The 21688-nt window shown below is 68.2% G+C and carries 23 protein-coding genes and 2 pseudogenes; 13 read left to right on the top strand and 12 right to left on the bottom strand.

Annotated elements, in window-relative coordinates:
* The first annotated feature begins 73 nt into the window (after positions 1-73).
* From DFO45_RS08670 to DFO45_RS08655, 4 genes are read left to right on the top strand one after another with little or no spacing between them, the layout of a single operon-like run.
* Positions 74-226 carry an aa3-type cytochrome c oxidase subunit IV gene (locus DFO45_RS08670; RefSeq protein ID WP_012168960.1) on the top strand — a complete coding sequence of 51 codons (153 nt, stop codon included), beginning with the start codon at positions 74-76 and terminating at the stop codon, positions 224-226.
* Between the two features lie 29 nt (positions 227-255).
* On the top strand, positions 256-1407 hold the full coding sequence (locus DFO45_RS08665) for a Re/Si-specific NAD(P)(+) transhydrogenase subunit alpha (protein WP_012168961.1): 1152 nt from the start codon (positions 256-258) through the stop codon (positions 1405-1407).
* Positions 1404-1859, top strand: a complete 456-nt coding sequence (locus DFO45_RS08660) for a proton-translocating transhydrogenase family protein (protein ID WP_012168962.1) — start codon at positions 1404-1406, stop codon at positions 1857-1859. The genes DFO45_RS08665 and DFO45_RS08660 overlap by 4 nt, the downstream gene beginning before the upstream one ends.
* A 10-nt stretch (positions 1860-1869) precedes the next feature.
* Complete coding sequence (locus tag DFO45_RS08655) at positions 1870-3267, top strand: NAD(P)(+) transhydrogenase (Re/Si-specific) subunit beta (protein WP_012168963.1); 1398 nt, start codon at positions 1870-1872, stop codon at positions 3265-3267.
* 100 nt (positions 3268-3367) lie between these two features.
* Here the strand turns inward: DFO45_RS08655 and DFO45_RS08650 are convergent, their stop codons facing one another.
* Genes DFO45_RS08650 through DFO45_RS08640 form a run of 3 tightly spaced genes read right to left on the bottom strand, consistent with a single transcriptional unit; the run spans position 3368 to position 5269 of the window.
* The gene (locus DFO45_RS08650; protein WP_133864545.1) at positions 3368-3490 is read right to left on the bottom strand and encodes a helix-turn-helix transcriptional regulator; all 123 of its coding nucleotides are present in this window, start codon (positions 3488-3490) and stop codon (positions 3368-3370) included.
* A 3-nt stretch (positions 3491-3493) separates the two neighbouring features.
* Positions 3494-4804 carry an MFS transporter gene (locus DFO45_RS08645; RefSeq protein ID WP_133864544.1) on the bottom strand — a complete coding sequence of 437 codons (1311 nt, stop codon included), beginning with the start codon at positions 4802-4804 and terminating at the stop codon, positions 3494-3496.
* Between the two features lie 45 nt (positions 4805-4849).
* Complete coding sequence (locus DFO45_RS08640; protein WP_245518000.1) at positions 4850-5269, bottom strand: MarR family transcriptional regulator; 420 nt, start codon at positions 5267-5269, stop codon at positions 4850-4852.
* Between the two features lie 156 nt (positions 5270-5425).
* On the opposite strand from DFO45_RS08640, the gene DFO45_RS08635 reads away from it, so the two are divergent.
* Entirely contained in the window at positions 5426-5899 is a 474-nt protein-coding gene (locus DFO45_RS08635) for a GDSL-type esterase/lipase family protein (protein ID WP_245517999.1), read from the top strand.
* A 45-nt stretch (positions 5900-5944) separates the two neighbouring features.
* Here the strand turns inward: DFO45_RS08635 and DFO45_RS08630 are convergent, their stop codons facing one another.
* Together DFO45_RS08630 and DFO45_RS08625 are read right to left on the bottom strand one after the other, a co-directional pair.
* Positions 5945-6307, bottom strand: coding sequence for a FlxA-like family protein (locus DFO45_RS08630; RefSeq protein WP_133864542.1), 363 nt, complete (start codon positions 6305-6307; stop codon positions 5945-5947).
* A gap of 391 nt (positions 6308-6698) precedes the next feature.
* Positions 6699-8534 carry a M3 family oligoendopeptidase gene (locus DFO45_RS08625; protein WP_133864541.1) on the bottom strand — a complete coding sequence of 612 codons (1836 nt, stop codon included), beginning with the start codon at positions 8532-8534 and terminating at the stop codon, positions 6699-6701.
* 157 nt (positions 8535-8691) lie between these two features.
* Between DFO45_RS08625 and DFO45_RS25195 the strand changes: the two are divergent.
* The 4 genes and pseudogenes from DFO45_RS25195 to DFO45_RS08610 form a co-directional block, all read left to right on the top strand.
* A pseudogene (locus DFO45_RS25195) lies at positions 8692-9018 on the top strand (response regulator); the annotation flags it as partial.
* Between the two features lie 204 nt (positions 9019-9222).
* Positions 9223-9402 (top strand): annotated as a pseudogene (locus DFO45_RS25190) (helix-turn-helix domain-containing protein); the annotation flags it as partial.
* A gap of 210 nt (positions 9403-9612) precedes the next feature.
* Positions 9613-11541, top strand: coding sequence for a L,D-transpeptidase family protein (locus DFO45_RS08615; RefSeq protein ID WP_133864540.1), 1929 nt, complete (start codon positions 9613-9615; stop codon positions 11539-11541).
* 370 nt (positions 11542-11911) lie between these two features.
* Positions 11912-13468: a DUF882 domain-containing protein gene (locus tag DFO45_RS08610; RefSeq protein WP_245517998.1), complete on the top strand. Its 1557-nt coding sequence runs from the start codon at positions 11912-11914 to the stop codon at positions 13466-13468.
* Positions 13469-13555: 87 nt separating this feature from the next.
* On the opposite strand, the gene DFO45_RS08605 is transcribed toward DFO45_RS08610, so the two are convergent.
* Together DFO45_RS08605 and DFO45_RS08600 are read right to left on the bottom strand one after the other, a co-directional pair.
* On the bottom strand, positions 13556-13810 hold the full coding sequence (locus DFO45_RS08605) for a DUF2312 domain-containing protein (RefSeq protein ID WP_081433878.1): 255 nt from the start codon (positions 13808-13810) through the stop codon (positions 13556-13558).
* Between the two features lie 245 nt (positions 13811-14055).
* Positions 14056-14361: a DUF1244 domain-containing protein gene (locus tag DFO45_RS08600; RefSeq protein WP_012168973.1), complete on the bottom strand. Its 306-nt coding sequence runs from the start codon at positions 14359-14361 to the stop codon at positions 14056-14058.
* Positions 14362-14553: 192 nt separating this feature from the next.
* Between DFO45_RS08600 and DFO45_RS08595 the strand changes: the two genes are divergently transcribed.
* On the top strand, positions 14554-15453 hold the full coding sequence (locus DFO45_RS08595; protein ID WP_133864539.1) for a DMT family transporter: 900 nt from the start codon (positions 14554-14556) through the stop codon (positions 15451-15453).
* Positions 15454-15677: 224 nt separating this feature from the next.
* On the top strand, positions 15678-16175 hold the full coding sequence (locus tag DFO45_RS08590) for a DUF1036 domain-containing protein (RefSeq protein WP_245517996.1): 498 nt from the start codon (positions 15678-15680) through the stop codon (positions 16173-16175).
* A gap of 10 nt (positions 16176-16185) precedes the next feature.
* Here DFO45_RS08590 and DFO45_RS08585 read toward each other — a convergent pair whose 3' ends face one another.
* The 4 genes from DFO45_RS08585 to DFO45_RS08570 all read right to left on the bottom strand — a co-directional run bounded on the left by DFO45_RS08585 (position 16186) and on the right by DFO45_RS08570 (position 19158).
* Complete coding sequence (locus tag DFO45_RS08585) at positions 16186-16980, bottom strand: tetratricopeptide repeat protein (protein WP_133864538.1); 795 nt, start codon at positions 16978-16980, stop codon at positions 16186-16188.
* A gap of 35 nt (positions 16981-17015) precedes the next feature.
* Positions 17016-17141, bottom strand: a complete 126-nt coding sequence (ykgO, locus tag DFO45_RS08580; RefSeq protein WP_012168977.1) for a type B 50S ribosomal protein L36 — start codon at positions 17139-17141, stop codon at positions 17016-17018.
* Positions 17142-17282: 141 nt separating this feature from the next.
* Positions 17283-18638 (bottom strand): AarF/ABC1/UbiB kinase family protein, encoded by a 1356-nt coding sequence (locus DFO45_RS08575; protein ID WP_012168978.1) that lies wholly within the window; start codon positions 18636-18638, stop codon positions 17283-17285.
* Positions 18639-18672: 34 nt separating this feature from the next.
* A complete protein-coding gene (locus DFO45_RS08570) occupies positions 18673-19158 on the bottom strand; it encodes a DUF6790 family protein (protein ID WP_133864537.1) in 486 nt (161 codons plus the stop codon).
* A 120-nt stretch (positions 19159-19278) separates the two neighbouring features.
* On the opposite strand from DFO45_RS08570, the gene DFO45_RS08565 reads away from it, so the two are divergent.
* Both DFO45_RS08565 and DFO45_RS08560 read left to right on the top strand, forming a co-directional pair.
* Positions 19279-19659 carry a DUF2946 family protein gene (locus DFO45_RS08565; RefSeq protein WP_133864536.1) on the top strand — a complete coding sequence of 127 codons (381 nt, stop codon included), beginning with the start codon at positions 19279-19281 and terminating at the stop codon, positions 19657-19659.
* A 46-nt stretch (positions 19660-19705) separates the two neighbouring features.
* The gene (locus DFO45_RS08560) at positions 19706-20683 is read left to right on the top strand and encodes a DUF1775 domain-containing protein (RefSeq protein ID WP_133864535.1); all 978 of its coding nucleotides are present in this window, start codon (positions 19706-19708) and stop codon (positions 20681-20683) included.
* Between the two features lie 33 nt (positions 20684-20716).
* On the opposite strand, the gene DFO45_RS08555 is transcribed toward DFO45_RS08560, so the two are convergent.
* A complete protein-coding gene (locus DFO45_RS08555) occupies positions 20717-21595 on the bottom strand; it encodes a LysR substrate-binding domain-containing protein (protein ID WP_133864534.1) in 879 nt (292 codons plus the stop codon).
* Between the last annotated feature and the right edge of the window lie 93 nt (positions 21596-21688).

The raw sequence follows: 21688 nt of genomic DNA, 5'->3' as shown, positions 1-21688 counted from the left end.
ACCACCGCAAAGTTGCCACAAGAGCCCTCATCCGCTAAAGGGCCTAATCCACCATCCGCCAGGGGGGGATCCGATGTCCGAGCACGGTGCGATCGAATACGCGACTGCTGACGGCAATGATTATGCCGAGCACAAGCGGACCTACGAGCTTTTCACCGCGCTGACCAAATGGGGCACGGTCGCCGTCGCCGCCCTGATGGTCATCATGTGGTTCACTCTCCTCTGAGCGCTGCTCGGAACTCGTAGAGGTTTCAGATGAAAATCGCTGTACCCGCCGAGGTTGATCTCGGCGAGCCGAGGGTTGCTGCGACCCCGGATACGGTCAAGCGCCTGATCGGCCTTGGCGCGGAGGTGGCTGTCCAGTCGGGCGCCGGCCTCGCCTCGGGTATTCCCGATGCCGATTATCAGGCCGTTGGCGCGACCATTGCCGCCACCGCCGGCGACGCGGTGAGCGGAGCTGACGTTGTGCTCAAGGTGCGCCGTCCCACGGTGGAAGAGATCGCCGGCTACAAGAGCGGCGCCCTCGTCATCGGCATCATGGATCCCTATGGCAACGAGGCGGCTCTGGCCGAGCTCGCCAAGGCCGGTCTGTCCACCTTCGCCATGGAGCTGATGCCGCGCATCACCCGCGCGCAGGTGATGGACGTGCTGTCCTCGCAGGCGAATCTCGCCGGCTATCGCGCCGTGATCGACGCCTCGGCCGAGTTCGGCCGCGCCCTGCCCATGATGATGACCGCCGCCGGCACCGTTCCGGCCGCCAAGGTCTTCGTGATGGGCGCCGGCGTCGCCGGCCTTCAGGCCATCGCCACCGCCCGCCGCCTCGGCGCGGTCGTCACCGCCACCGACGTGCGTCCCGCCGCCAAGGAGCAGGTGGAATCCCTCGGCGCCAAGTTCGTCGCCGTGGAGGACGAGGAGTTCAAGCAGGCCGAGACGGCGGCGGGCTACGCCAAGCCCATGTCCGCCGAATATCAGGCCAAGCAGGCGGCCCTCGTCGCCGAGCACATCAAGAAGCAGGACATCGTCATCACCACGGCGCTGATCCCCGGCCGGCCCGCGCCGCGTCTGGTCTCCGCCGCCATGGTGGCCTCCATGAAGCCCGGCTCCGTGATCGTCGACCTCGCGGTCGAGCGCGGCGGCAATGTGGAAGGCGCGGTGCCCGGCGAGGTCGCGGACGTGAACGGCGTGAAGATCGTCGGCCACCTCAACGTGCCCGGCCGCCTCGCTGCCTCGTCCTCGCAGCTTTATGCCAAGAACCTCTTCGCCTTCCTCGAGACCCTCGTGGACAAGCAGGCGAAGGCGCTGGCGGTGAAGTGGGACGACGAGCTGGTCAAGGCCACCCTGCTCACCCGCGACGGCGCCGTGGTGCATCCGAATTTCGCCCCCAAGGTTGAGGGAGCTGCCCAATGAACCCCATCACCGCTCAGGCCGCGGCTGATTCCGCCGCCCAGGCGAAGGCTGCCGCCGAGATCGCCCGGCAGGCCGCGGACGCCGCCCAGCTCTATGCCGATCAGGCCGCCGCCGCCGTCGGCGCGGTCGCCCATGCGGCCACCGGCGGGGCCATCGACCCCTTCGTGTTCCGTCTGTCCATCTTCGTGCTGGCGGTGTTCGTCGGCTATTACGTGGTGTGGTCGGTCACCCCGGCGCTCCACACCCCCCTCATGTCGGTCACCAACGCCATCTCGTCGGTGATCGTGGTCGGTGCGCTGCTGGCGGTGGGTGTCTCCACCGTTGGCGACCCAGGCCACACCTGGTGGGCGCGCGGCTTCGGCTTCATCGCGCTAATCTTTGCATCGGTGAACATCTTCGGCGGCTTCCTCGTGACCAGCCGGATGCTCGCCATGTACCAGAAGAAGAAGTGAGGGCGCACCGATGACTGCCAATCTGGCCGCCCTGCTTTATCTCATCGCGGGCATCCTGTTCATCCTGGCGCTGCGGGGCCTCTCGCATCCCACCACGTCGCGGCAGGGCAACCTGTTCGGCATGGTCGGCATGGGCATCGCCGTGCTCACCACGCTGGCGCTCTCCCCGCCTGCCGACGCGTTCGGCTGGGTGCTGGTGATCGCGGGCATCGCCATCGGCGCCGGTGTCGGCGCCGTGGTGGCCCGCCGCATCGCCATGACCGCCATGCCGCAGCTCGTCGCCGCCTTCCACTCGCTGGTGGGCCTCGCGGCGGTGCTGGTCGCGGCTGCCGCGCTCTATGCGCCCGCCGCCTTCGGCATCGGTGACTACGGCCACATCCACGGCGCGAGCCTCGTGGAAATGGTGCTCGGCGTCGCCATTGGCGCCATCACCTTCACCGGTTCGGTGATCGCGTTCGCCAAGCTCAACGGCAACATGTCGGGCAAGCCGATCATGCTGCCGGGCCGGCACTACATCAACGGCGGTCTGACGCTGCTGCTGCTGGTGCTGATCGTCGCCTTCGTGATGACCGGTTCCTCGGTGCTGTTCTGGCTCATCACCATCCTGTCGCTGGTGCTCGGCGGCCTGCTGATCATCCCGATCGGCGGCGCCGACATGCCGGTGGTCGTCTCCATGCTCAACTCCTATTCGGGTTGGGCGGCGGCCGGCATCGGCTTCACCCTGGGCAACACCGCGCTCATCATCACGGGCGCGCTGGTCGGCTCCTCCGGCGCCATCCTGTCCTACATCATGTGTAAGGGCATGAACCGCTCCTTCATCTCGGTCATCCTCGGCGGCTTCGGCGGCGAGGTGGCGGGTGCGGCCGGCGGCGCGGTGGAGGCCCGTCCCGTGAAGCAGGGCTCGGCGGACGACGCGGCCTACATCATGAAGAACGCGCAGAAGGTCATCATCGTGCCGGGCTACGGCATGGCGGTGGCGCAGGCCCAGCATGCCTTGCGCGAGATGGCCGACAAGCTGAAGGCGGAAGGCGTCGAGGTGAAGTACGCCATCCACCCGGTGGCGGGGCGCATGCCGGGGCACATGAACGTGCTGCTGGCGGAAGCCCAGGTGCCGTACGACGAGGTCTTCGAGCTGGAAGATATCAACTCGGAGTTCGCCCAGGCGGACGTGGCCTTCGTCATCGGCGCCAACGACGTGACCAACCCCGCCGCCAAGACGGATCCGGCCTCGCCCATCTTCGGTATGCCGATCCTCGACGTGGAGAAGGCCAAGACCGTTCTCTTCATCAAGCGCGGCATGGGCTCGGGCTATGCGGGCGTGGAGAACGAGCTGTTCTTCCGCGACAACACCCTGATGCTCTTCGGCGACGCCAAGAAGGTCACCGAGGAAGTGGTGAAGAACCTCTGATCGGGTTCTTCCCGCGGGATCGAAACAGAAAGGCCCCGGAGCGTCGCTCCGGGGCCTTTTGTTTTGGCAAGGTGTTGCGGTTCCGGTCGGGATCGAGCGGTTAGACCAGATCGTCCAAGGCGACGCCGAGGGCGGAAGCGATCCGCTTCAGCGTGTCTATGTCACCCTCCCGTTTGCCGGTTTCGATCTGCGAGAGGAAGGGCTGGGCAATCTCCGCCGCCAAATCTCACGCCACCGCCGGTGCCGGCACGCGGGGTTCGCGCAAGGCGATGATGGCGAGCGCTGCGGCGACACAGAGCACGCCGGCGAAGAAGAAGGCGGGCAGGTAGGTGTCATAGGCGGTGCGGGTGAAGCCGGCGCCCCAGGCGGCGAAGGCGGCCCCCATCTGATGCCCGGCGAACACCCAGCCGAAGACGAGATTGGCCCGCTCGCCGAACCGGTCTGCCGTGAGCTTCACCGTGGGTGGCACGGTGGCGACCCAGTCCAGCCCGTAGAAGACGGCGAAGACGGACAGTTCGTAGAAGCTGAAGCTGGTGAAGGGCAGGTAGATCAGCGACAGGCCGCGCAGTCCGTAATACCAGAACAGCAGGGTGCGGCTGTCGAAGCGGTCGGAGAGCCAGCCCGATCCCACCGTGCCGGCGAAATCGAAGACGCCGATGACGGCGAGCATGCCCGCGGCGGCGACGGGCGCCAGGCCGAAATCTCCGCACAGCGAGACGAAATGGGTCTGCACCAGACCGTTGGTGCTGGCGCCGCAGACGAAAAAGGTGCCGAACAACATCCAGAAGATGCGGGTGCGGGCGGCATCGCGCAGGGCCAGTAGCGGCGAGGCGAGCATGGCGGAGAGGCTCGCCGGCCCGGCGGGCGTGGCCGGGACCATGCCGGCAGGCGCTCCAAAGGGCGCAAGACCGATATCCGAGGGCCGGTCGCGCATCAGTGCCAGCACGATGAGAGCGGCGACACCAAGCAGCACCAGCACGACGGTCAATGCGCTGCGCCAGCCGAGCGTCTGGGTCAGTTCGGCGAGCAGCGGCAGGAAGACAAGTTGCCCGGTGGCCGTGCTGGCGGTGAGCAGCCCGATGACGAGCCCGCGCCGGGCGACGAACCAGCGGGTGGCCACCGTTGCGCCGAGCACCATGGCGGTGAGCCCGGTGCCGAAGCCGACCACAAAGCCCCAGAGCAGAACGAGCTGCCAGAGCTGCGTCATGGCAAAGGAGCCCAGCACGCCTGCGAAGATGAGCGACAGGGCCACCACGGCCACCCGCCGCACGCCGAACCGGTTCATGAAGGCCGCCGCGAACGGTCCCATGAAGCCGAACAGCACGAGGCGGATTGCGAAGGCGGACGAGATGGCCGAGGTGCTCCAGCCGAACTCCTGCTGCAGTGGTCCGATGAGGATGCCCGGCGTGCCCACCGCGCCGGCGGTGACCAGCATGGTGAGGAAGGTCACGAAGGCGACGACCCAGCCGTAATGGATGCCCAGGCGGGCAAAGGCGGCCGGGACGGCGGGCTGTAGAGCGGGGGCGGGGGAGGACATGGCGGAATCCAATTTAGGGGCGCATGCCCGTATCAGGGTAAAAGATCACAGCAACTGGTTCAGTTGGTCCAGCAGGGCGAGACGCTCGGCGCCCAAGCGCCGGCCCATGTCCGTCTGGCAGTCTTCCCAGAGCGGCTCGGCCGCCCGCAGTGTGGCCGTGCCGGTCTCCGTGAGCGAAGCTGCGGCCTCGCGCTGGTCCTTGCCGCGCCCGAGCGTCACCAGCCCCTGCTTCTCCAGCACGCGGACGTTGCGGCCCATGGTGGAGCGGTCGAGGGCCAGCAGCCGCCCCAGCTCCGTCAGGCTGACCGGCTGCCGCCGCTCGATGGTGCGCAGGATGGAGAATTGCGCGACATTGATGCCGGTGGGCGCCAGCGCCGTATCGTAGAGGGCCGTCATCTTGCGGGTGGCGATCCGCAGGCGGGTGCAGTGGCACGATGGAGACATGAATTGGGTATATGCCCGCATCAACCTGTCGTCAATTCCGTAAGCGCGATGGCGCATGGGCCTCTTCGGTTGCCTCGCCCGCGCTTCCCCCTACTCTGATGGGGTAACGACAAAGGGGGGAGTCCCATGGGCCTGCACAGGAGACCGCCGTTCACCGGACGCTGCCGAGCCGCCCTTGTGGCACTGGCTTTCCTCGCCGGCGCGCTGCCGGCCGCCGCGGCCGAGGTGGTGGCGCTCGGCGCCAGCCAGACCTATGGCAAGGGAGTGGCGCGGGGCGAGGACTATCCCTCCCGCCTTCAGGTTCTGTTGCGGGAGCAGGGGCTCAAGGTGAGCGTCCGAAATGCGGGCGTGAACGGGGACACCACCGCCGGCATGCGGGCGCGCCTGCCTTCCGTGGTCGGCGCCGATACGCGGGTGGTGATCCTCCAGCCCGGCGGCAACGACAAGATGAAGGGGCAGGCGGATCAGACCAGCGCCAATGTCAGCGCCATGAAGGCGGAGCTGGAAGCCCGCCACATCAAGGTGGTGATGCTGCCCAATCACGCCTTCGCCGGCTATCCGCGCCAGGCCGATGGCCAGCACCTGCTGCCGGACGGCTACAAGGCCATTGCCGCCCAACTCGCCCCGCAGGTGGCCGCCGCCCTGAAGTGAGGGGGGCAAACCGGGAGGGACCGCCGCCAGGAAACCGAGATAAGCCTATTTTCTGTCAATCGATGTCAGGTCGATTTTCAGGGGGTGAGCGTAGGGGTTTTCCCCCTTGCGCAAGGCGGCTTCGCGTGCGGCGGCGCTCGCCTCGGCTTCCTTGTCCTCCTGCTCCCGCAATTCTTCAAGCTGAGCCTTTAGCGGCTCCATCTTCTTCTGAATCTCGCTGAGTTTGGTCTCAAGCTTGCGGATCTCTTCCTGAACATCAGCTCCGCCCGTGCCGGAGGAGCTTTTCAATTCACTGATCTGCCTCTCCAGGGCTTTCTCCTGGAGATTGAGCTTGTAGAGCGCGGCGGTGGTGGCGGGTCTCCCGGATGGAGCGACGATCCTCAGGATCTTGTCCGATATGACAACCATGGGGGCGCCCTCATCATGCAGAGATGAGAACGAACGTCGCGCGAGCCGCTTGCATGAGGCTGACCATGGCTGACTTGCCCGGAGCCTGTTCGGCAACGGGGTTCGGGCGGCAATCCCCCGTTTCCGCACACACGAAGCTGATCCGGTCGCGACGGGCGGAGACCTGCCGGGAGGCGTTTCAAAAGAGCGTTTGGCTTCGCGGAAGGATGGGGCGGATTGCGGGCGTGAATGGAAGGGGGACGGCAGTAAGCGCGCAAAGGCGCCCGATCCACCCGTTCCAGCGGCAGCTCCCGTCCCGCGATGATCGCAGGCATTCCTGAGCGCCGGTTCCATTGGTGACGGGACGGCACCGGCCGCCCCGTCTTCCCTTTCAGGCTGGACAGCGGCGCGCTTACGCCCCTTCCATCTGCTCCAGTTCGGTGATCATGCTCTCGATGAGGCCGAGGCCGGTCTGCCAGAAGGCCGGGTCGCGGGCATCGAGGCCGAACGGGGCCAGAAGCTCCGAATGGTGCTTGGTGCCGCCCGCCGCCAGCATCTCCAGATAGCGCTCGGCGAAGCCGTCAGAGGCCTTCTGATAGACCGCATAGAGCGAGTTCACGAGGCAGTCGCCGAAGGCATAGGCGTACACATAGAAGGGCGAATGGATGAAGTGCGGGATGTAGGTCCAGAAGGTCTCGTAGCCCGCGCTGAGGTTGATGGCCGGGCCCAGACTCTCGGTCTGCACGTCCATCCACAGTTCGCCGATGCGCTCGGCGGTGATCTCGCCCTGCCGGCGCTCGGTGTGGACCTTGCGTTCGAAGGTGTAGAAGGCGGTCTGTCGGACCACCGTATTGATCATGTCCTCCACCTTCTGGGCGAGCATGATCTTGCGGGCCTGCGGCGTCTCGGCGGCGGCGAGCAGGCGGCGGAAGGTCAGCATCTCGCCGAACACAGAGGCCGTCTCCGCCAGCGTCAGCGGGGTGGGGGCCATGAGGGCGCCCTGCCGGCCGGCCAGCACCTGATGCACGCCGTGGCCCAGCTCGTGGGCGAGCGTCATCACGTCCCGCGGCTTGCCCTGGTAGTTCAGCAGCACATAGGGATGCGCCGAGGGGACGGTCGGGTGCGCAAAGGCGCCGGGCGACTTGCCGGGGCGCACCGGCGCATCGATCCAGTTCTTGTCGAAGAAGACGCGGGCGATGTCCGCCATGCGCGGCGAGAAGGTGGAATAGGCGCCGAGGACGGTGTCGCGGGCCTCGTCCCAGTCGATGTCGCGGGTGTCCACCTTCGGCAGGGGGGCGTTGCGGTCCCAGAACTCCAGCTTCTCCTTGCCGAACCACTTGGCCTTCAAGGCGTAATAGCGGTGCGACAGGCGCGGGAAGGCCTCGCGGATGGAGGCCACCATGGCGTCCACCACCTCGCGCTCCACGCGGTTGGCGAGGTGGCGGCTGTCGGCTACATCCTCGAAGCCGCGCCAGCGGTCGGAGATTTCCTTGTCCTTGGCCAGCGTGTTGGTGATGAGGCTGAAGAGGCGCAGATTCTCCGAGAAGGTCTGCGCGAGGGCCTGACCGGCCGCCTTGCGCACGGCCTCGTTCGGATCCTGCATCAGGTTCAGCGTGGGCTCGATGGCGAGTTCCTTGCCGTCGACGCTGAAGCGCAGCGAGGACATGGTCTCGTCGAACAGCCGGCCCCAGGCGCCGCGCGCCGGGCTCGACTTCTCGTGGAACAACTGCTCCACGCGGTCTTCGAGCTGGTAGGGCTTGTCCTTGCGCAGGTCTTCCACCCACGGGCGGTAGTGGCCGAAGGCGGCATCCTTCAGCGCCGCTTCCACCTGCGCATCCTCCAGCCGGTTCATCTCCAGCGTGAAGAACAGGAGATGGGTGGAGCTGTCGGTGAGCTTTTCCTGAATGTCGCTGAAGAATTTGGCGCGGGCCGGATCGGCGGTGTCGCCCGCATAGACAAGGCTGCCGAAGGAGGCCACGCGACCCATCAGGTCGTCGATGGCCTCATAGCGCTTCACCGCGGCGCCGAGCTGCGCGCCCGCATCGGGAGCGGCGGCGATATCGGCGAGTTTGCCCTTGTAGTCCGTCTCGAAGGCCTTCGAGAGGGCATCGGCCTCGGCAAGGTCGGTGGCGATCCTGGGATCGTCCATGCCCGCATAGAGGTCGGTGAGGTTCCATTCCGGCAGCGGCGTGGCCGGCGCGGAGGCGGTCGCGGCGTCAGGGGTCAGGAAGGAAACGGGACCGAACATGGCGCCTCCAGAAGCGTCGAAACGACTGAGCCGGTCATACCGCGCAACCGCGCCCGCCTTCAACGCCACCCGCGCCCTTTTGATGCCGCAGCTGTGCCCGTTTCGTTAACCCCATCCGGTGAAGCTTGTTGGAATCGTGCGGGGCCGGATTCCTGTTATGTCGCGTATCCTTTTGGTGGAAGACGATTTTTTTGAACGCAGCCGGGTCGAATCGGCGCTCTTGCATCAGGGGCATGAGGTGGTCTGCGTCGGCGACGGGGACGCGGCGCTCGCCCGTCTCGATGGCGAGCCGTTTGACCTCATGCTGCTCGATCTGGTGCTGCCCGGCCTCGACGGCATGGGCGTGCTGCGGACGCTCGAGGCGCGCGGGTCCAGCGTGCCGGTCATTGTCAGCGTGACGCCGGCCGGCATCGACGGCGCTGCATCCGCCATCCGGGCGGGCGCGCGGGACTTCGTGGTGAAGCCCGCCGGCGCCCTTCGCCTCAAGGTGGCGATCACGAATGCGTTGGCGCTCGCCGGGGCAGGGGCGGTGTCCGAGCGCCCTGCCGCGCCCGTTGCCGGAGCGCCGGTGCGCCTGCGTCTGGCCCATGACGCGGACTGGACGGCGCAGGACCGCAGCGGCCAGCCGGCCGCAAAAGCCTGCGGCATCAACGAGAGTCTGCCGTTCCTTGATGCCCTCGGCCATACACGCACGCTGGAGCAGCTCGAGGCGGACGCCATCCGCGCGGCGGTTTCGCTCTACGGCGGGCGCATGAGCGAGGTGGCGCGCCGCCTCGGCATCGGCCGGTCCACCCTTTACCGAAAGCTAAGTGCTTTGGGCTTGCCTGTTCCCGAGCCGGTTTCGCCGCTGGCTGTTGCCGCCGAGTGACAGGGCGGCGTCCGTCGCGTTTGGAAAGCAGGATTGATTTTGCTTTTCCGGCGGCGATGGCAATGCTCGCTATGGTTAAGCATGTGACTCGCTGCGCGGGTCGCACCGTCAGGTCAGGCCATGTCAGGCGAACCGCATCCGGCGCTGAGGCGCAGGGTGGTGGGCAAAGTTGGGGCAGGCTGAGAAAAGTTGGGTCAGATGGAGCGTCCCTTGCTGCGTCCTCTTCCGTGGCCGTCCGCCGGCCGCGTCTTCGCCGGCTTGATGCTCGGTGCGGTGTTCGCCGGCGCCGGCCTGCCGGTGCTGATGCCGGCCGACCCGGCCGTCGCATCCACCGATGACACCTCCCCCGCGAGCCGTGCGGCTGCGGCCTCCGAGGCCAACGGCATCGCCTGGCCGCCGGCCCATGTGGAGCCGGGCCACGTCTCCACGCCGGCCGCGAAGCAGGCGAGCCCCGCCACTCCCGTAACGACGGCGCCCGCCGCGACACAGGCTGCAACCCCCGCTCCGTCCGCCCCCGAGGCGCCGGCCAATGCCGCTGCCACTCCGGCGGCGCCTGCGGCCGCAACCCCGTCCACCACGGCGGAAGCCCCCAAGCTCAATCCCTTGGCTGAGCAGGTGCGCCAGATCCTCGCCGTTCCGGCGCTGGAGGGGCTCGGCATCACCAAGCGCGAGCAGGAGGCCATCCAGTCCTTCTATGCCGCGCGTCAGGACGAGCCGGTCTTCGTCACCGACAAGGGCCTGAATGCCGTCGGCAAGGGCGTCGAGGCGCGTTTCGCCGCCGCCGCCGAGGATGGCCTCGATCCGGCCGCCTATCCGGTGCCCAAGCTCGCGGCCCAGCCGGACCTGCCGGCGCTTGCCCGCGCCGAGGTGCGGCTTGCCGCATCGGCCCTCCTTTACGCGCGCCACGCCCAGGCCGGCCGCTTCGATCCCTCGCGGATCTCGCCCCAGCTCACGCCGCTGCGCACCTTCCCCGATCCGGTGACGGTGCTCTCCGGCCTCGTCGACGCCAAGGACGCCAGCGCGGCGCTGGCCGCCTACAACCCCACCCATGCCGGCTACAAGGCCCTGAAGGCGAAGCTCGCGCTGGCAGACAGCCACGCCGGCCCCGCGCCCATGCGGGTGCCCGGCGGCCCGACGCTGCGTCCCGGTGACATGGATGCCCGCGTGCCGGCGCTGCGGGCCCGCCTCGGCCTCAAGTCCGCGACCGCCGGCGACCGCCTCTATGACGCCGATCTCGCCCGCGCCGTCGCCGCCTTCCAGGGCGCCTCGGGCCTCAATGCGGACGGCGTCGTCGGTCCCTCGACGCTGGAAGTGCTGAACCGGGTGGAAAACCCCGCCGAGCGCCGCGCCGACATCATCGCCAACATGGAGCGCTGGCGCTGGCTGCCGCGCGATCTCGGCTCCGTCCATGTGATGGTGAACATTCCCGAGTTCGTGGTGCGCGTGGTGGATGACGGCAAGACCATCCACCAGACCCGCGTGGTGGTGGGCAAGCCGGAGAACCAGACGCCGCTGCTGACGCACGACATGGAATATGTCGTGCTGAACCCCTACTGGAACATCCCGCCCTCCATCGCCCGCAAGGAGATGCTGCCGAACCTCCAGCGCGATCCCTATTTCCTCGCCCGCCAGGGCATGGAGGTGGTGAAGAACGGACGCGTGGTGGACCCCGGCACGGTGAACTGGGCGCAGGGCACCGGCGGCTATTCCTTCCGCCAGCCCCCCGGCGAGCGCAATGCGCTCGGCCGCATCAAGTTCATGTTCCCGAACGACCACTCGGTCTATCTGCACGACACGCCGTCCAAGGCGCTGTTCGCCAACGACCGGCGCGCGTACAGCCACGGCTGCATCCGCGTGCAGGATCCGCTGAAGTTCGCCGAGGTCATCTTCAACATCGGCATGCCCGGACAGGGCTGGACCGATGAGAAGATCGGCAAGATGCTCGGCGGCGCGGAGCGCTATCTCACGCTCAAGCAGCGCATTCCCGTTCACCTCGTCTATTTCACCACCTTCGTGGACGACGGCGGCCGCCTCGTCTCGCGCGAGGATGTCTATGGCACCAACGCCAAGGTGAAGGAGGCCCTCGGCCTCGACGGCGAGCAGAAGGTGGCCGGCCGCGCGGTGCCCGTCGCCCGCTGAGGGCGCTTCTAGCCGCACTGATCCCGATGTCCGAAAGGGGCCGCCCGCGTGCGGCCCCTTTTGCTTTTGAAGCCTGCCCGCTCGGCTGAAAAGCCGTGGGTAAATCGGTCGGGATTGTGGCAACGGGCGTTGGCGGCAATCTGCCTGTTTAGGAATTCATTTGGAATTTCCGTTAACTAAAGCTTGCGTGTAACTTGCGTGACACAGGCGGGCGGCAAGATTCCGCCACAGTGCACGGCTACTCACGCCAGCGTGACTACGGGGCGATGGGCGTCAACCCGCCCTTAACCGAGCCCGGCAAGACTCTGTTGAGCATCGCACCGCGCGTACGCGCGCGGCATGGATAGACCTGAGCCTCGGGTTCTGGATTTTGCCGAACAAGAACAACACTCGCCTTCCGCTTCGCATCTGGACGTCGGACCGGAGCGGCATCGCGCTCTCGCCCTCCGTGCGGCGGACCGCCCGTTCGCTGGCGGTGGCGGCGACCCTCTTCCTGTGCGGCACCGGCACGTTGCAGAACGCCGTCGCGAACGGCGACACGCGCACGCTCACCTTCACGAATCCCCACACGGGCGAAGCCGGCTCCTTCACCTTCAAGAAGGATGGCCGCTACGACCCGGAAGTGCTGAAGCAGCTTAACTGGCTCGCGCGCGACTGGCGCAAGGATGAGCCCATCGAGATGGACCCCCATCTCTTTGATCTCCTCTGGGAGGTCTATCGGGAGGTCGGGGCAACCGCGCCCATCACCCTCCTGTGCGGCTACCGCTCGCCCTCCACCAATGCGATGCTCCGCTCCCGCAGCAAGGCGGTGGCCGAGACCAGCCAGCACATGCGCGGCAGGGCGATGGACTTCTACATCCCCGGGGTGCGCCTCGCGGAGCTGCGCGAGACCGGCCTGCGGCTCCAGCGCGGCGGCGTCGGCTTCTATCCGTCGCAGAACTTCGTCCATATGGACACCGGCGGCGTGCGCATGTGGCCGCGCATGAGCCGCGAGGAACTGGCCCGCGTCTTCCCGGATGGCAAGACCGTGCTCATTCCCACCGACGGCAAGCCCATGTCCGGCTACCAGCTGGCGCTGGCGGAACTGGAAGCGCGTGGCAGCGTCGCCTCCGACGCGCCGCAGGCCGACGGCTTCAAGGGCATCCGCAATTTCTTCGCCTCCCTGTTCGGCAAGCCGGCGCCGGAGGAAAGCGACGCGGGCGAAGTGGAAGGCGTGCAGCCCGAGCGCGCGCCGCGCGCCACCCAGGTGGCGAGCGCGGCCCCGTCCCGTGCCGCGACACCGGCTCCGGCGCCCGCCGCTTCTGCGCCTCTGCCGCCGCCGCAGGCCTCCCGTCCGGTCGTGACCGCCGTTTCCACGACGCCGCTGCCCTCCGCCCGTCCGGCCGAGATCGCGGCCGCCGCCATGCTCACCGCCCACGCCACCAACGCGCCCTTTGCGCCGCTGCCCATCAAGCGGCCGCAGGCGCCGACGCAGGTGGCGAGCCTGGAACCGGCTGGCGCGCCGGTGCCGTTGCCCGCCGTCATCATGCGCGGCACCAGCGAGCGTAGCGAGATCATGGGGCCGCCGCCCTCCACCGCGCTCGGCTATGCCGCCGGCGGCGACATCGCGTCGGCCCTGCCGCCCAATCCCGCCATCGCCGCCGCGCCCCAGCCGCGCCTGCGCGGTTCGAGCCGCACGGCTGCGGACATCCCGTTCGGCCGCGTGTTCCGCGGTCCGGGCCTGTGGGGCGAGGCCTATCTCAAGATGCCGGAGACGCGGGTCTTCACCGCCTTCCTCACCGCGCCGCAGGAAGTGGTGGCGCAGGGGTTCGGCAAGGACCCCACGGGCGGCCTCTCCACCTCGCGCTTCAGCGGCGAGGCGATTGCTGTGCTGCCGACCTATGTCTTCCAGGCGCCGCCCGTGCGCCTGAGCCAGCGCGGGCTGTGACCGCGCCTTTCGCGCGATGGTCCAGACATGAAAAAAGGCCCGGCGCGATGCGCCGGGCCTTTTTGTGTTCCGAGGGGCCGTGCCGCCTCAGGCGAGGCCGAGGGCCTGCATGTAGAGTTCGAGGATCGCTTCCTGCTCCTGACGCTCCTGCGCGTCCTGGCGGCGGATCTGCACGATCTTGCGGACGGCCTTGGAATCGAAGCCACGCGCCTTCAGCTCCGCATAGACGTCCTTGATGTCGTCCGCGATCGCCTTCTTCTCTTCTTCAAGGCGCTCGATGCGCTCGACGAACTGCCTGAGCTCATCTGCGGCGACCCCGGTATCAGCCACGTCTGCCGTCATTCTCTCACTCCTGCCCGTCCGTCCGGGCCATGTGCACCATCACGGTGCAGAATTGTCCTGCGCTCCTCCATCAAGAGCGGTCCGGCCCCGAGAGGCCGCTGTCGAAGGGGAAGGTGGCACCCGGCCGGAAGCCTGCGCGCCCATCCACCATTGGGGGGAGGATAGAGGGGCAAAGAAGAGCGTCCCGTCAAGGACGCGTCCCCGCAATCCACGCCGGTGGGGAAAACCCCGCAACTCCTGTTGCCTCAATGGCTGGGCTTGGCCTGCTCGAAGGCGGCTTTCTGGGCGTCGGTCGCCTCGCGCTGGTGGAGCGCCTTCCAGTCCTCATAGGGCATGCCGTAGATGGCCTGCCGGCTCTCGTCCTTGCTCAGCGGCAGGCCCGCTTCCTGGGCTGCGTCCAGATACCAGTTGGACAGGCAGTTGCGGCAGAAGCCGGCGAGGTTCATCAGGTCGATGTTCTGCACGTCGGTGCGTGCGGCGAGATGCGCCACCAGCCGGCGGAAGGCGGCAGCCTCCAGCTTGGTGCGTTCGTCTTCCGACAGGTCGGTCATGTTCAGGCTCCTCGGCGTCCCGCTTGCGCGGGTGTGGGGCGATGTTGGCTCCCGATGTGGCGCGGCGGGGCCGTTCGTGCAAGCTTTAGGCCGCTGCGGCCCCGCCGTCGCTCCCGCCTGCTTCGAGAATTTTCACGCCTCCATGTCCCTTATCTCCGTGTCTTTCGTCCGCGTCGGCGCGGGTGCGCGCCCATGACCGGCCAGCCTGCGCCGTCCCTGCGCCTCGCCGCCGGCATTTCCGCCCTCGTGCTGGGCGCGCTCGCCATGGGCGCTTCCGTGCTCTTCGTACGCCTTGCCGACGTCGGTCCGTTTGCCAGCGCCTTCTGGCGCACCGCCCTCGCGCTGCCCTTCCTGCTGGTCTGGGCGCGGATCGAGACCGGGCCGCGCCTGCCGGTGCCGGATCGGGCGAGCGTGCTCGCCGGCCTGTTCTTCGCAGGTGACCTCATCTTCTGGCACCTCGCCATTCTCGGCACGACGGTCGCCAATGCGGCGGTCCTGGCCACCACCTCCCCCATCTGGGTGGCGCTCTATGCCTTCTTCATGCTGCGCGAGCCCTTCACGAAGCCGCTGGTGGCGGGGCTCCTGTTGTGCCTCGCCGGTACGCTGGCGCTGATCGGTCAGAGCTGGCAATTCGCGCCGGAGAAGCTGGCTGGCGATGCGGCGGGGCTCATCACGGCCATGTTCTTCGCCTCCTATTTCCTCTCGGTGCGGGTGGCGCGGCGGCGGTTCGGGGCGGGGCTCGTGACCTTTCTCTCCACCGCCATCACCAGTCTTGCCCTCCTCGTGGTGGCGCTGGTGATGGAGCCGGTGCTGCTGCCGCATACGCTTCAGGGCGCGCTCGCCGTGCTGGCGCTGGCCGTGGTGAGCCAGGTGGGCGGGCAGGGGCTGATGGCTGTGGGGCTCTCCGTGGTGCCGCCGGTTTTCGGCGCGCTGGTCTTCTTTCTGGAGGTGGTGTCGGCGGCGGCGCTCGGCTGGCTGGTGCTCGGCGAGCATCTCGGCCTGCTGCAATATTGTGGCGCTGCCCTCATCGTGCTCGGGCTGGTGCTGGCGCGCCCGCGCCCTGGCCCGGTTCCCGAACCCGGCCTGCCGTGAGGGCCGGCGTGGGGCGCCTCCATGCTGCCGCCTTCCGGTGTCAGGGAAGCCGGCCGGCCCGGCCCGTCCGGCGCCGATTCCCTCTTATTCTCAGCCGTGTTGACGGCCAGACCTCCGGCAGGCACACAACGGCGCTCATGGTGTCAGACGATCCGAAGCACTCCGCAGGCATGATCCGACCGTTTCTCCGCCATCTGGAGCATTTCCGCGCGATCCGAATGCGGATGCGCGCACGCCTTCCGCTGCTGCTGGCGCTGCTCGGCACCGTCGGTCTGTTCAGCGTCGTCCTTCCCGATCCCGCCGCGGCCGACTTCCGCCTGTGCAACCGCACGCCGAGCCGAGTGGGGGTCGCCATCGGCTATAAGGAAGGGGAGAACTGGGCCACGGAAGGCTGGTGGAACATCGCCGCCAACAGCTGCGAGACGCTGCTGCGCGGCGATCTGGTCGCGCGCTTCTATTATCTCTATGCCGTCGATTACGACCAGGGCGGCGAGTGGTCCGGCAAGGCCTTCATGTGCACCCGCGACAAGGAATTCACCATCCGCGGGGTGGAGGACTGCCTCGCGCGCGGCTTCGACCGCACCGGCTTCCTTGAGGTGGATACCAAGGAGCAGAAGGGCTGGACGGTGCAGCTCACCGAGAGCAACCAGACCGGCACCCGCCCGCAGGGGGCGGCCTCACCCGCGCCCATGCCGCCGCCGGCGCCTCCGGCGCGCCGCTGAAGCCGGGACCTCAGATGCCCCGGCCGTCCACCTTGGTGGCGAGCTGGGAGACCAGTTCCTTGGCAGGCGCGAGGTTGGGATTGACGGCGAGCGCCTTGCGGGCCGCCTCCAGCGCGCGCGGCTCGTCGCCGATCTCGCGCAGGATCATCGCCAGTCCGAGCAGCATGGTGTAGTGGCGCGGCTCGCGGGCCAGCACCTCGCGGATGTCGAGCAGCGCATCCGCATAATCGTCCTGGAGATAATAGACCGTGGCCCGGCGGCTGAAGCCGGCGAGCGAGTCGGGCTCGATCTCCACCACCTGATCGAGCAGGGCGAGGGCGAGATCATACTGCTTGGCTTCCGCAGCAGCATTGGCGCGGGCGAGCAGGAGTTCGCCGGCCGTGCTCTGGGTCTCGCCGAGGAGCGGCTCCAGCCGTTCGCCCACGGCTTCCGCAGTTGCCTCGTCGGGCGCGAGCCGCAGGGCCTCAAACAGGGCGTTGATCTGGGTGCGCTTGTCGCGGGGAGGCTTGGGGCGGGGGGCTGTCTCGGCGGGCGCAGTCGCCTCGGGCCTTGACGGCACGGGTCCCGTCGTCTGCGCCTCGGCCTGCGAGGCGGCGGCCAGCGCCACCGCCAGCACGAGGGCCATGCGGCGCGACTTGAAGTGCGTCACCAGCGCGGCGCGCGTGGTGACCCGGCTCCCGCGGAGCGCGAGCTTCTTGGATGGGATGCGTCCGGGATGCGGAGCAAGAATGCGCGGCGGCTTCATGAGCCAAGTGTCGGGCGCAAGGATGCGCCCGTCAACACCGTGGCCGGCCAAGCCGCGCATCTGTGATCGCGCCGCACGGAGCGGCGCGGCAGACCTCAGCCCTGGCGCGCCTTGTAGCGCTTCTGGGTCTTGTTGATGATGTAGATGCGGCCCTTGCGACGGACCAGACGGTTGTCGCGGTGACGGCCGAGCAGGGACTTCAGCGAGTTGCGGATCTTCATGACACTTGCCTTCGGCCGACCGCGGCGCGCTTCACCGCGCGGCTCATCGGGCCATTAGAATGGATCGGAGCGCGCCTGATACGGGGCGCGCGGACGGATGTCAATTCCCGAGCGTTGCCAAGGGTTCGAATCCCGCCCTGTTCACAGGCCGGCCTCCGCCAGCGCCTCCGCCTGACGGGCCGCAACCGCCTCGTGGGAGAAACCGACGATGGCCTCCTCGAACAGCGCATGGAAATTCTGCTCGGCCCTCAGGTGCAGGAAGACGGCACCGAGGCCGATGGCGGCCCGGTCCATGAAGACGAATTCGCGGGGCACCGTCACGGGGCCGAGGCGCTTCAGGGCGGTGTGCACCTGGAAGGCCTCCTTCCGGCCGTACTGGCCCGGCTCCACGCCGTCGGCGATGGTGCGCACCCGGTCGTCCAGCAGCGGGCCATAGATGAAGCGCGCCCAGATGTTGAGGGTGTCGATGAGTTCGCGGGTGAGGCCGTTGAAGCCCCACGTCTCATAGGCATGGACCACGCGGGCCTCGTCATGCGCCTCAAGGCCCCGGTAGAGGTCCACCACGCCCGCCACGAAGCGCGGCGGGAAGATGCGGATGCAGCCGTAATCGAGCAGGTTGATGCCCTGCGGCCCGCCGTCCGCATCCGTGAAGACGGTATAATTGCCGAGGTGGGGGTCGCCATGGATGACGCCATACTGGCTGAAGGGCAGCCACCAGGCGGTGAACATGGCCCGCGCCAGCAGGTTGCGCTCCTCGAGGCTGTGATCCTTGAAGGCAAGGATCTTGGTGCCTTCCAGCCATTGCAGCGTCAGCAGGCGGCCGGTGGAGAGGTCATCGCGCACATGGGGCACGCGCACATGGGGCTGGCCGGCGAGCATCCGCGCATAGAGCTTCGCGTGCTTGGCCTCGCGCCGGTAATCCAGTTCCTCGCGGATGCGGGCGCCGATCTCGGTGGCGATCTCCCGCGTGTCGATGGCCGGGTCCATGCGGCGGTGAATGGAGAAGAGGACGTCCAACTGGTTGAGGTCCGCCTCCACGGCGGCCTGCATGTCCGGATACTGGAGCTTGCAGGCGAGCTGGTCGCCATCGAGCGCCACCGCCCGGTGCACCTGCCCCAGCGAGGCAGCAGCGGCGGGCTTGTGCTCGAAGGAGGAGAAGCGGCTTTCCCAGTCGCGGCCCAGCTCGGCCATCATGCGCCGGCGCACGAAGCTCCAGCCCATGGGCGGGGCATCGCTCTGGAGCTTCTGGAGTTCGCTCGCATATTCCGGCGGCAGCACGTCCGGCACGGTGGCCATGAGCTGCGCCACCTTCATGAGCGGCCCCTTGAGTCCGCCGAGCGCCGCCGCCAGCGCTTCCGCATTGCCCGCGCCCGCCCCGCCCATCAGACGCGCGCCAGCGATGCGCGCGGCGACGCCCCCCACATTCACGCCCACACGGGCATAGCGCGCGGCGCGCGCGGAGAAGCGGTTGCGTTCGGCATCGTCTTGAGAAGTCATGGGGCGCCTTTTCTGCTCGCCCCCTTTACGCCGCTCAGCTGCGTGCGGATCGGACGGTGAGCGCCAGGAGGACGAGCAGGGAGAGAGGGGTCAGCACGTCTGTATAAAGAATGGGGCCGGCATTGCCGGCTGCAAGATTGCCCGTGGTCACGATCTGCACGACGTGACCCACCGCCGCGCCCCCGAGAAAGCCGCCCGTCATCACTGCCACCGCAAGGCGATAGCCCCAGTTGCGGTACCAGGCGCCGATGAGGCCGGCGACGCCGATGCCGAGATTGGCGACGCCCACCTCATACTGGAATGGGCTCGGCGCCCAGCCGATGCTGGCGGCGGCCTGTGCGGCGAAGACGATGTGTCCGAGCGCGGCCCACAGGCCGACGAGCCCGACCGGAAAGAGCAGGATGTAGGCGATGAGCCGCTCCAGCGCGAAGCCGAGGGTGCGCGTCTGCGCCCGGCGCACGGCAAGGCCCGTGCAGACGAGAACCAGCACCCAGGCCATGATCGGAACCCAGAAGACCATTTTCCCGCCCCGCCCCAAATGACCCAAGGAAATCAATTCATACCATTGACGCCGGGGATTGGCGCCCCTGCGGCGTGGCTGCGCTTGCGCCGGGGCCGGGGCAGCCCTAGAGGTCTGGTCATGAGCTTCTGGCGCGCATCACGATCGGGCTTCGGGCGGTGGGTCTTCCCCCTGCTGCTGGCCTATGCGCTGCTCATCCAGTCCGTCATCGGCACGCTGGCTTCGACCGAGCACAGCGTTGGTGTGGCTGCCGGCTTCGTCTGCGAAGGCAGCGCGGGCATGGACCACGGCCCGTCGGACGGCGCGGGACACGATGCCCTGTGCTGCGTCTTCGGCTGCACGGCCGCCGCCGCGCCGGCTCTGCTCGATCCGCCGGCGCCTTTTCTCCTGACAGAGCGCGACACCGCCGTCATCCGCCTCGCTCCGCTGCCCGACGGCGCACCGGCGCGGGCGCGGCTTCAGCTCTCCTTTGCGGCCCGGGGGCCTCCGGCGCGGGTCTGATCCCTCGCCACCGATCTTCCCCCTTCAGGTCCTTCAGGAGACTGTCATGTCCCAGACGTTCGTTTCGCGCGCGCGCCCGCTTGCCGTGGCCGCGCTGTTCTCGCTCACCGCCGGTTCCGCCTCCGCCCATGTGGTGCTGGCGCAGAAGGAAGCCCTGCCGGGTTCTTATCAGGGCACGCTCAAGGTGGGTCACGGCTGCGACGGCAGCGCGACCACCGCCATCAAGGTCACCATTCCCGAGGGCGTGGTGGGTGTGAAGCCCCAGCCCAAGGCCGGCTGGACCATTGCCATCGAGACCGGCCCCTATGCCAAGGCCTATCCGATGATGCACGGCAAGCCCGCCACCGAGGGCGTGAAGACCATCACCTGGTCCGGCGGCAACCTGCCCGACGCTTATTATGACGAGTTCGTCTTCGTCTCGACCCTCACCCCGGACGTGGCCGGCCAGACCCTCTATTTCCCGGTGCTCCAGACCTGCGAGAAGGGCTCCACCAACTGGGCGGAGACGCCGGTTGCCGGCCAGCCCGTGCCGCCCCGTCCCCCGGCCATCCTCAAGGTGGCGCAGGCGGCAGCCTCCGCTCCGGCCGCTTCGGCGCAGGTGAAGGTGGGCGATCTCGTGCTCGATGCCCCCTGGACGCGCGCAACCCCTGGCGGGGCCAAGGTGGCCGGCGGCTTCCTCAAGATCACCAACACCGGCAGCGCGCCGGACAAGCTGCTGTCCGCCAGCTTCGAGCGGGCGGCCAAGGGCGAGGTGCATGAGATGAGCATGGCCAATGGCGTCATGACCATGCGCGAGCTGGCCGGCGGCCTCGAGATCGCGCCCGGCAAGACCGTCGAACTGGCGCCGGGCGGCTACCACCTCATGTTCATGGACCTGAAGCAGCCGCTGAAGGAAGGCGAGAAGGTGAAGGGCACCCTCGTGTTCGAGAAGGCCGGCAAGGTGGACGTGACCTTCGACGTGCGCGGCATCGGCGCGACGGCCCCCGCCGCCGGCGGGATGGGCAACATGGGCCACCAGCACTGAACGGGGGAGGGCGCGGGCGGTTCGTCCGCGCCCTCACGCCACCGCGAAAAGCGGCCGCTCGCGGCGCAGTTCCTCCTCGATCACCTGCTCGATCTGGTCGAGGGCCGGCAGGCGGTTCTCCGCCCGGCTGTAGAGCGCATACTCGAAATGCGGCAGCGGCTGCGTGCCGAGGTCGCCGATGGTCATCAGGTCCGGCCGCAGCGAACGAGCCGAGCGCAGGGTGATGCCGAGACCGGCACCCACGGCCGCCATGACGCCCGGCAGGCTGGGGCTGGTGAGGGCGATGCGGAAGGACCGTCCCGCCGCCGTGAGTGCCGAGATGGCGGCGCTGCGGAAGATGCAGGGGCTCTCGAACATCAGAAGGGGCACTGGTTCCTCCGGGTCGAGCCGCAGGCTGCGGGCGCCGATCCAGCACATCTGCTCGCGCATGATGAGCCGCGTGGGCACGTCCGTCTCCACGCGATAGCCGGCGGCAAGGTCCAGCTCGCCGATCCGCAGCTTCTCGATCATGGTGTTGGTCGAGCACACCCGCACCGTGATGGGGGCGCCGGGAAAGAGGCTGCCGAGCCGCGCCAGAATGCGCTGCAGCGCCGATTCCGCCACATCCTGCACGAAGCCGAGCCGCAGCGGTTCGGAAAAGCCGCTGCGCAGGTGGTGGCCGAGCACGCGGTCATTCAGGTCGAGCAGCCGGCGGGCGTCGTCGAGAAAGGCGGCGCCGCGCGGGGTGAGCGCGACGCCGCGCCCCTTGCGCTCCACCACGGGAAAGCCGAGCTGCTCGGCGAGCCGGTCCATCTGGAGGCTCACCGCGGACTGGGTGCGGCCGATCCTCTGGGCCGCGGCGGAGATGGAGCCCAGCTCCGCCACCGCCGCGAAGCTGCGCAGGAGATCGAGATCGAGATTCTTGATGCTCATGTTATGAGCATTGAAAAATCCTCGTCTCAAATCAATCAATTTTTCTCATGTTACGTTGGGCGGTAGGGTGCGCCATCCCTGAAGGAGGCACCC

It is taken from the genome of Azorhizobium sp. AG788, from assembly GCF_004364705.1.
GTDB lineage: Bacteria > Pseudomonadota > Alphaproteobacteria > Rhizobiales > Xanthobacteraceae > Azorhizobium > Azorhizobium caulinodans.
The sequence above is the reverse complement of the archived record's forward strand: the minus strand, read 5'-3'. Positions and strand labels throughout refer to the sequence as shown.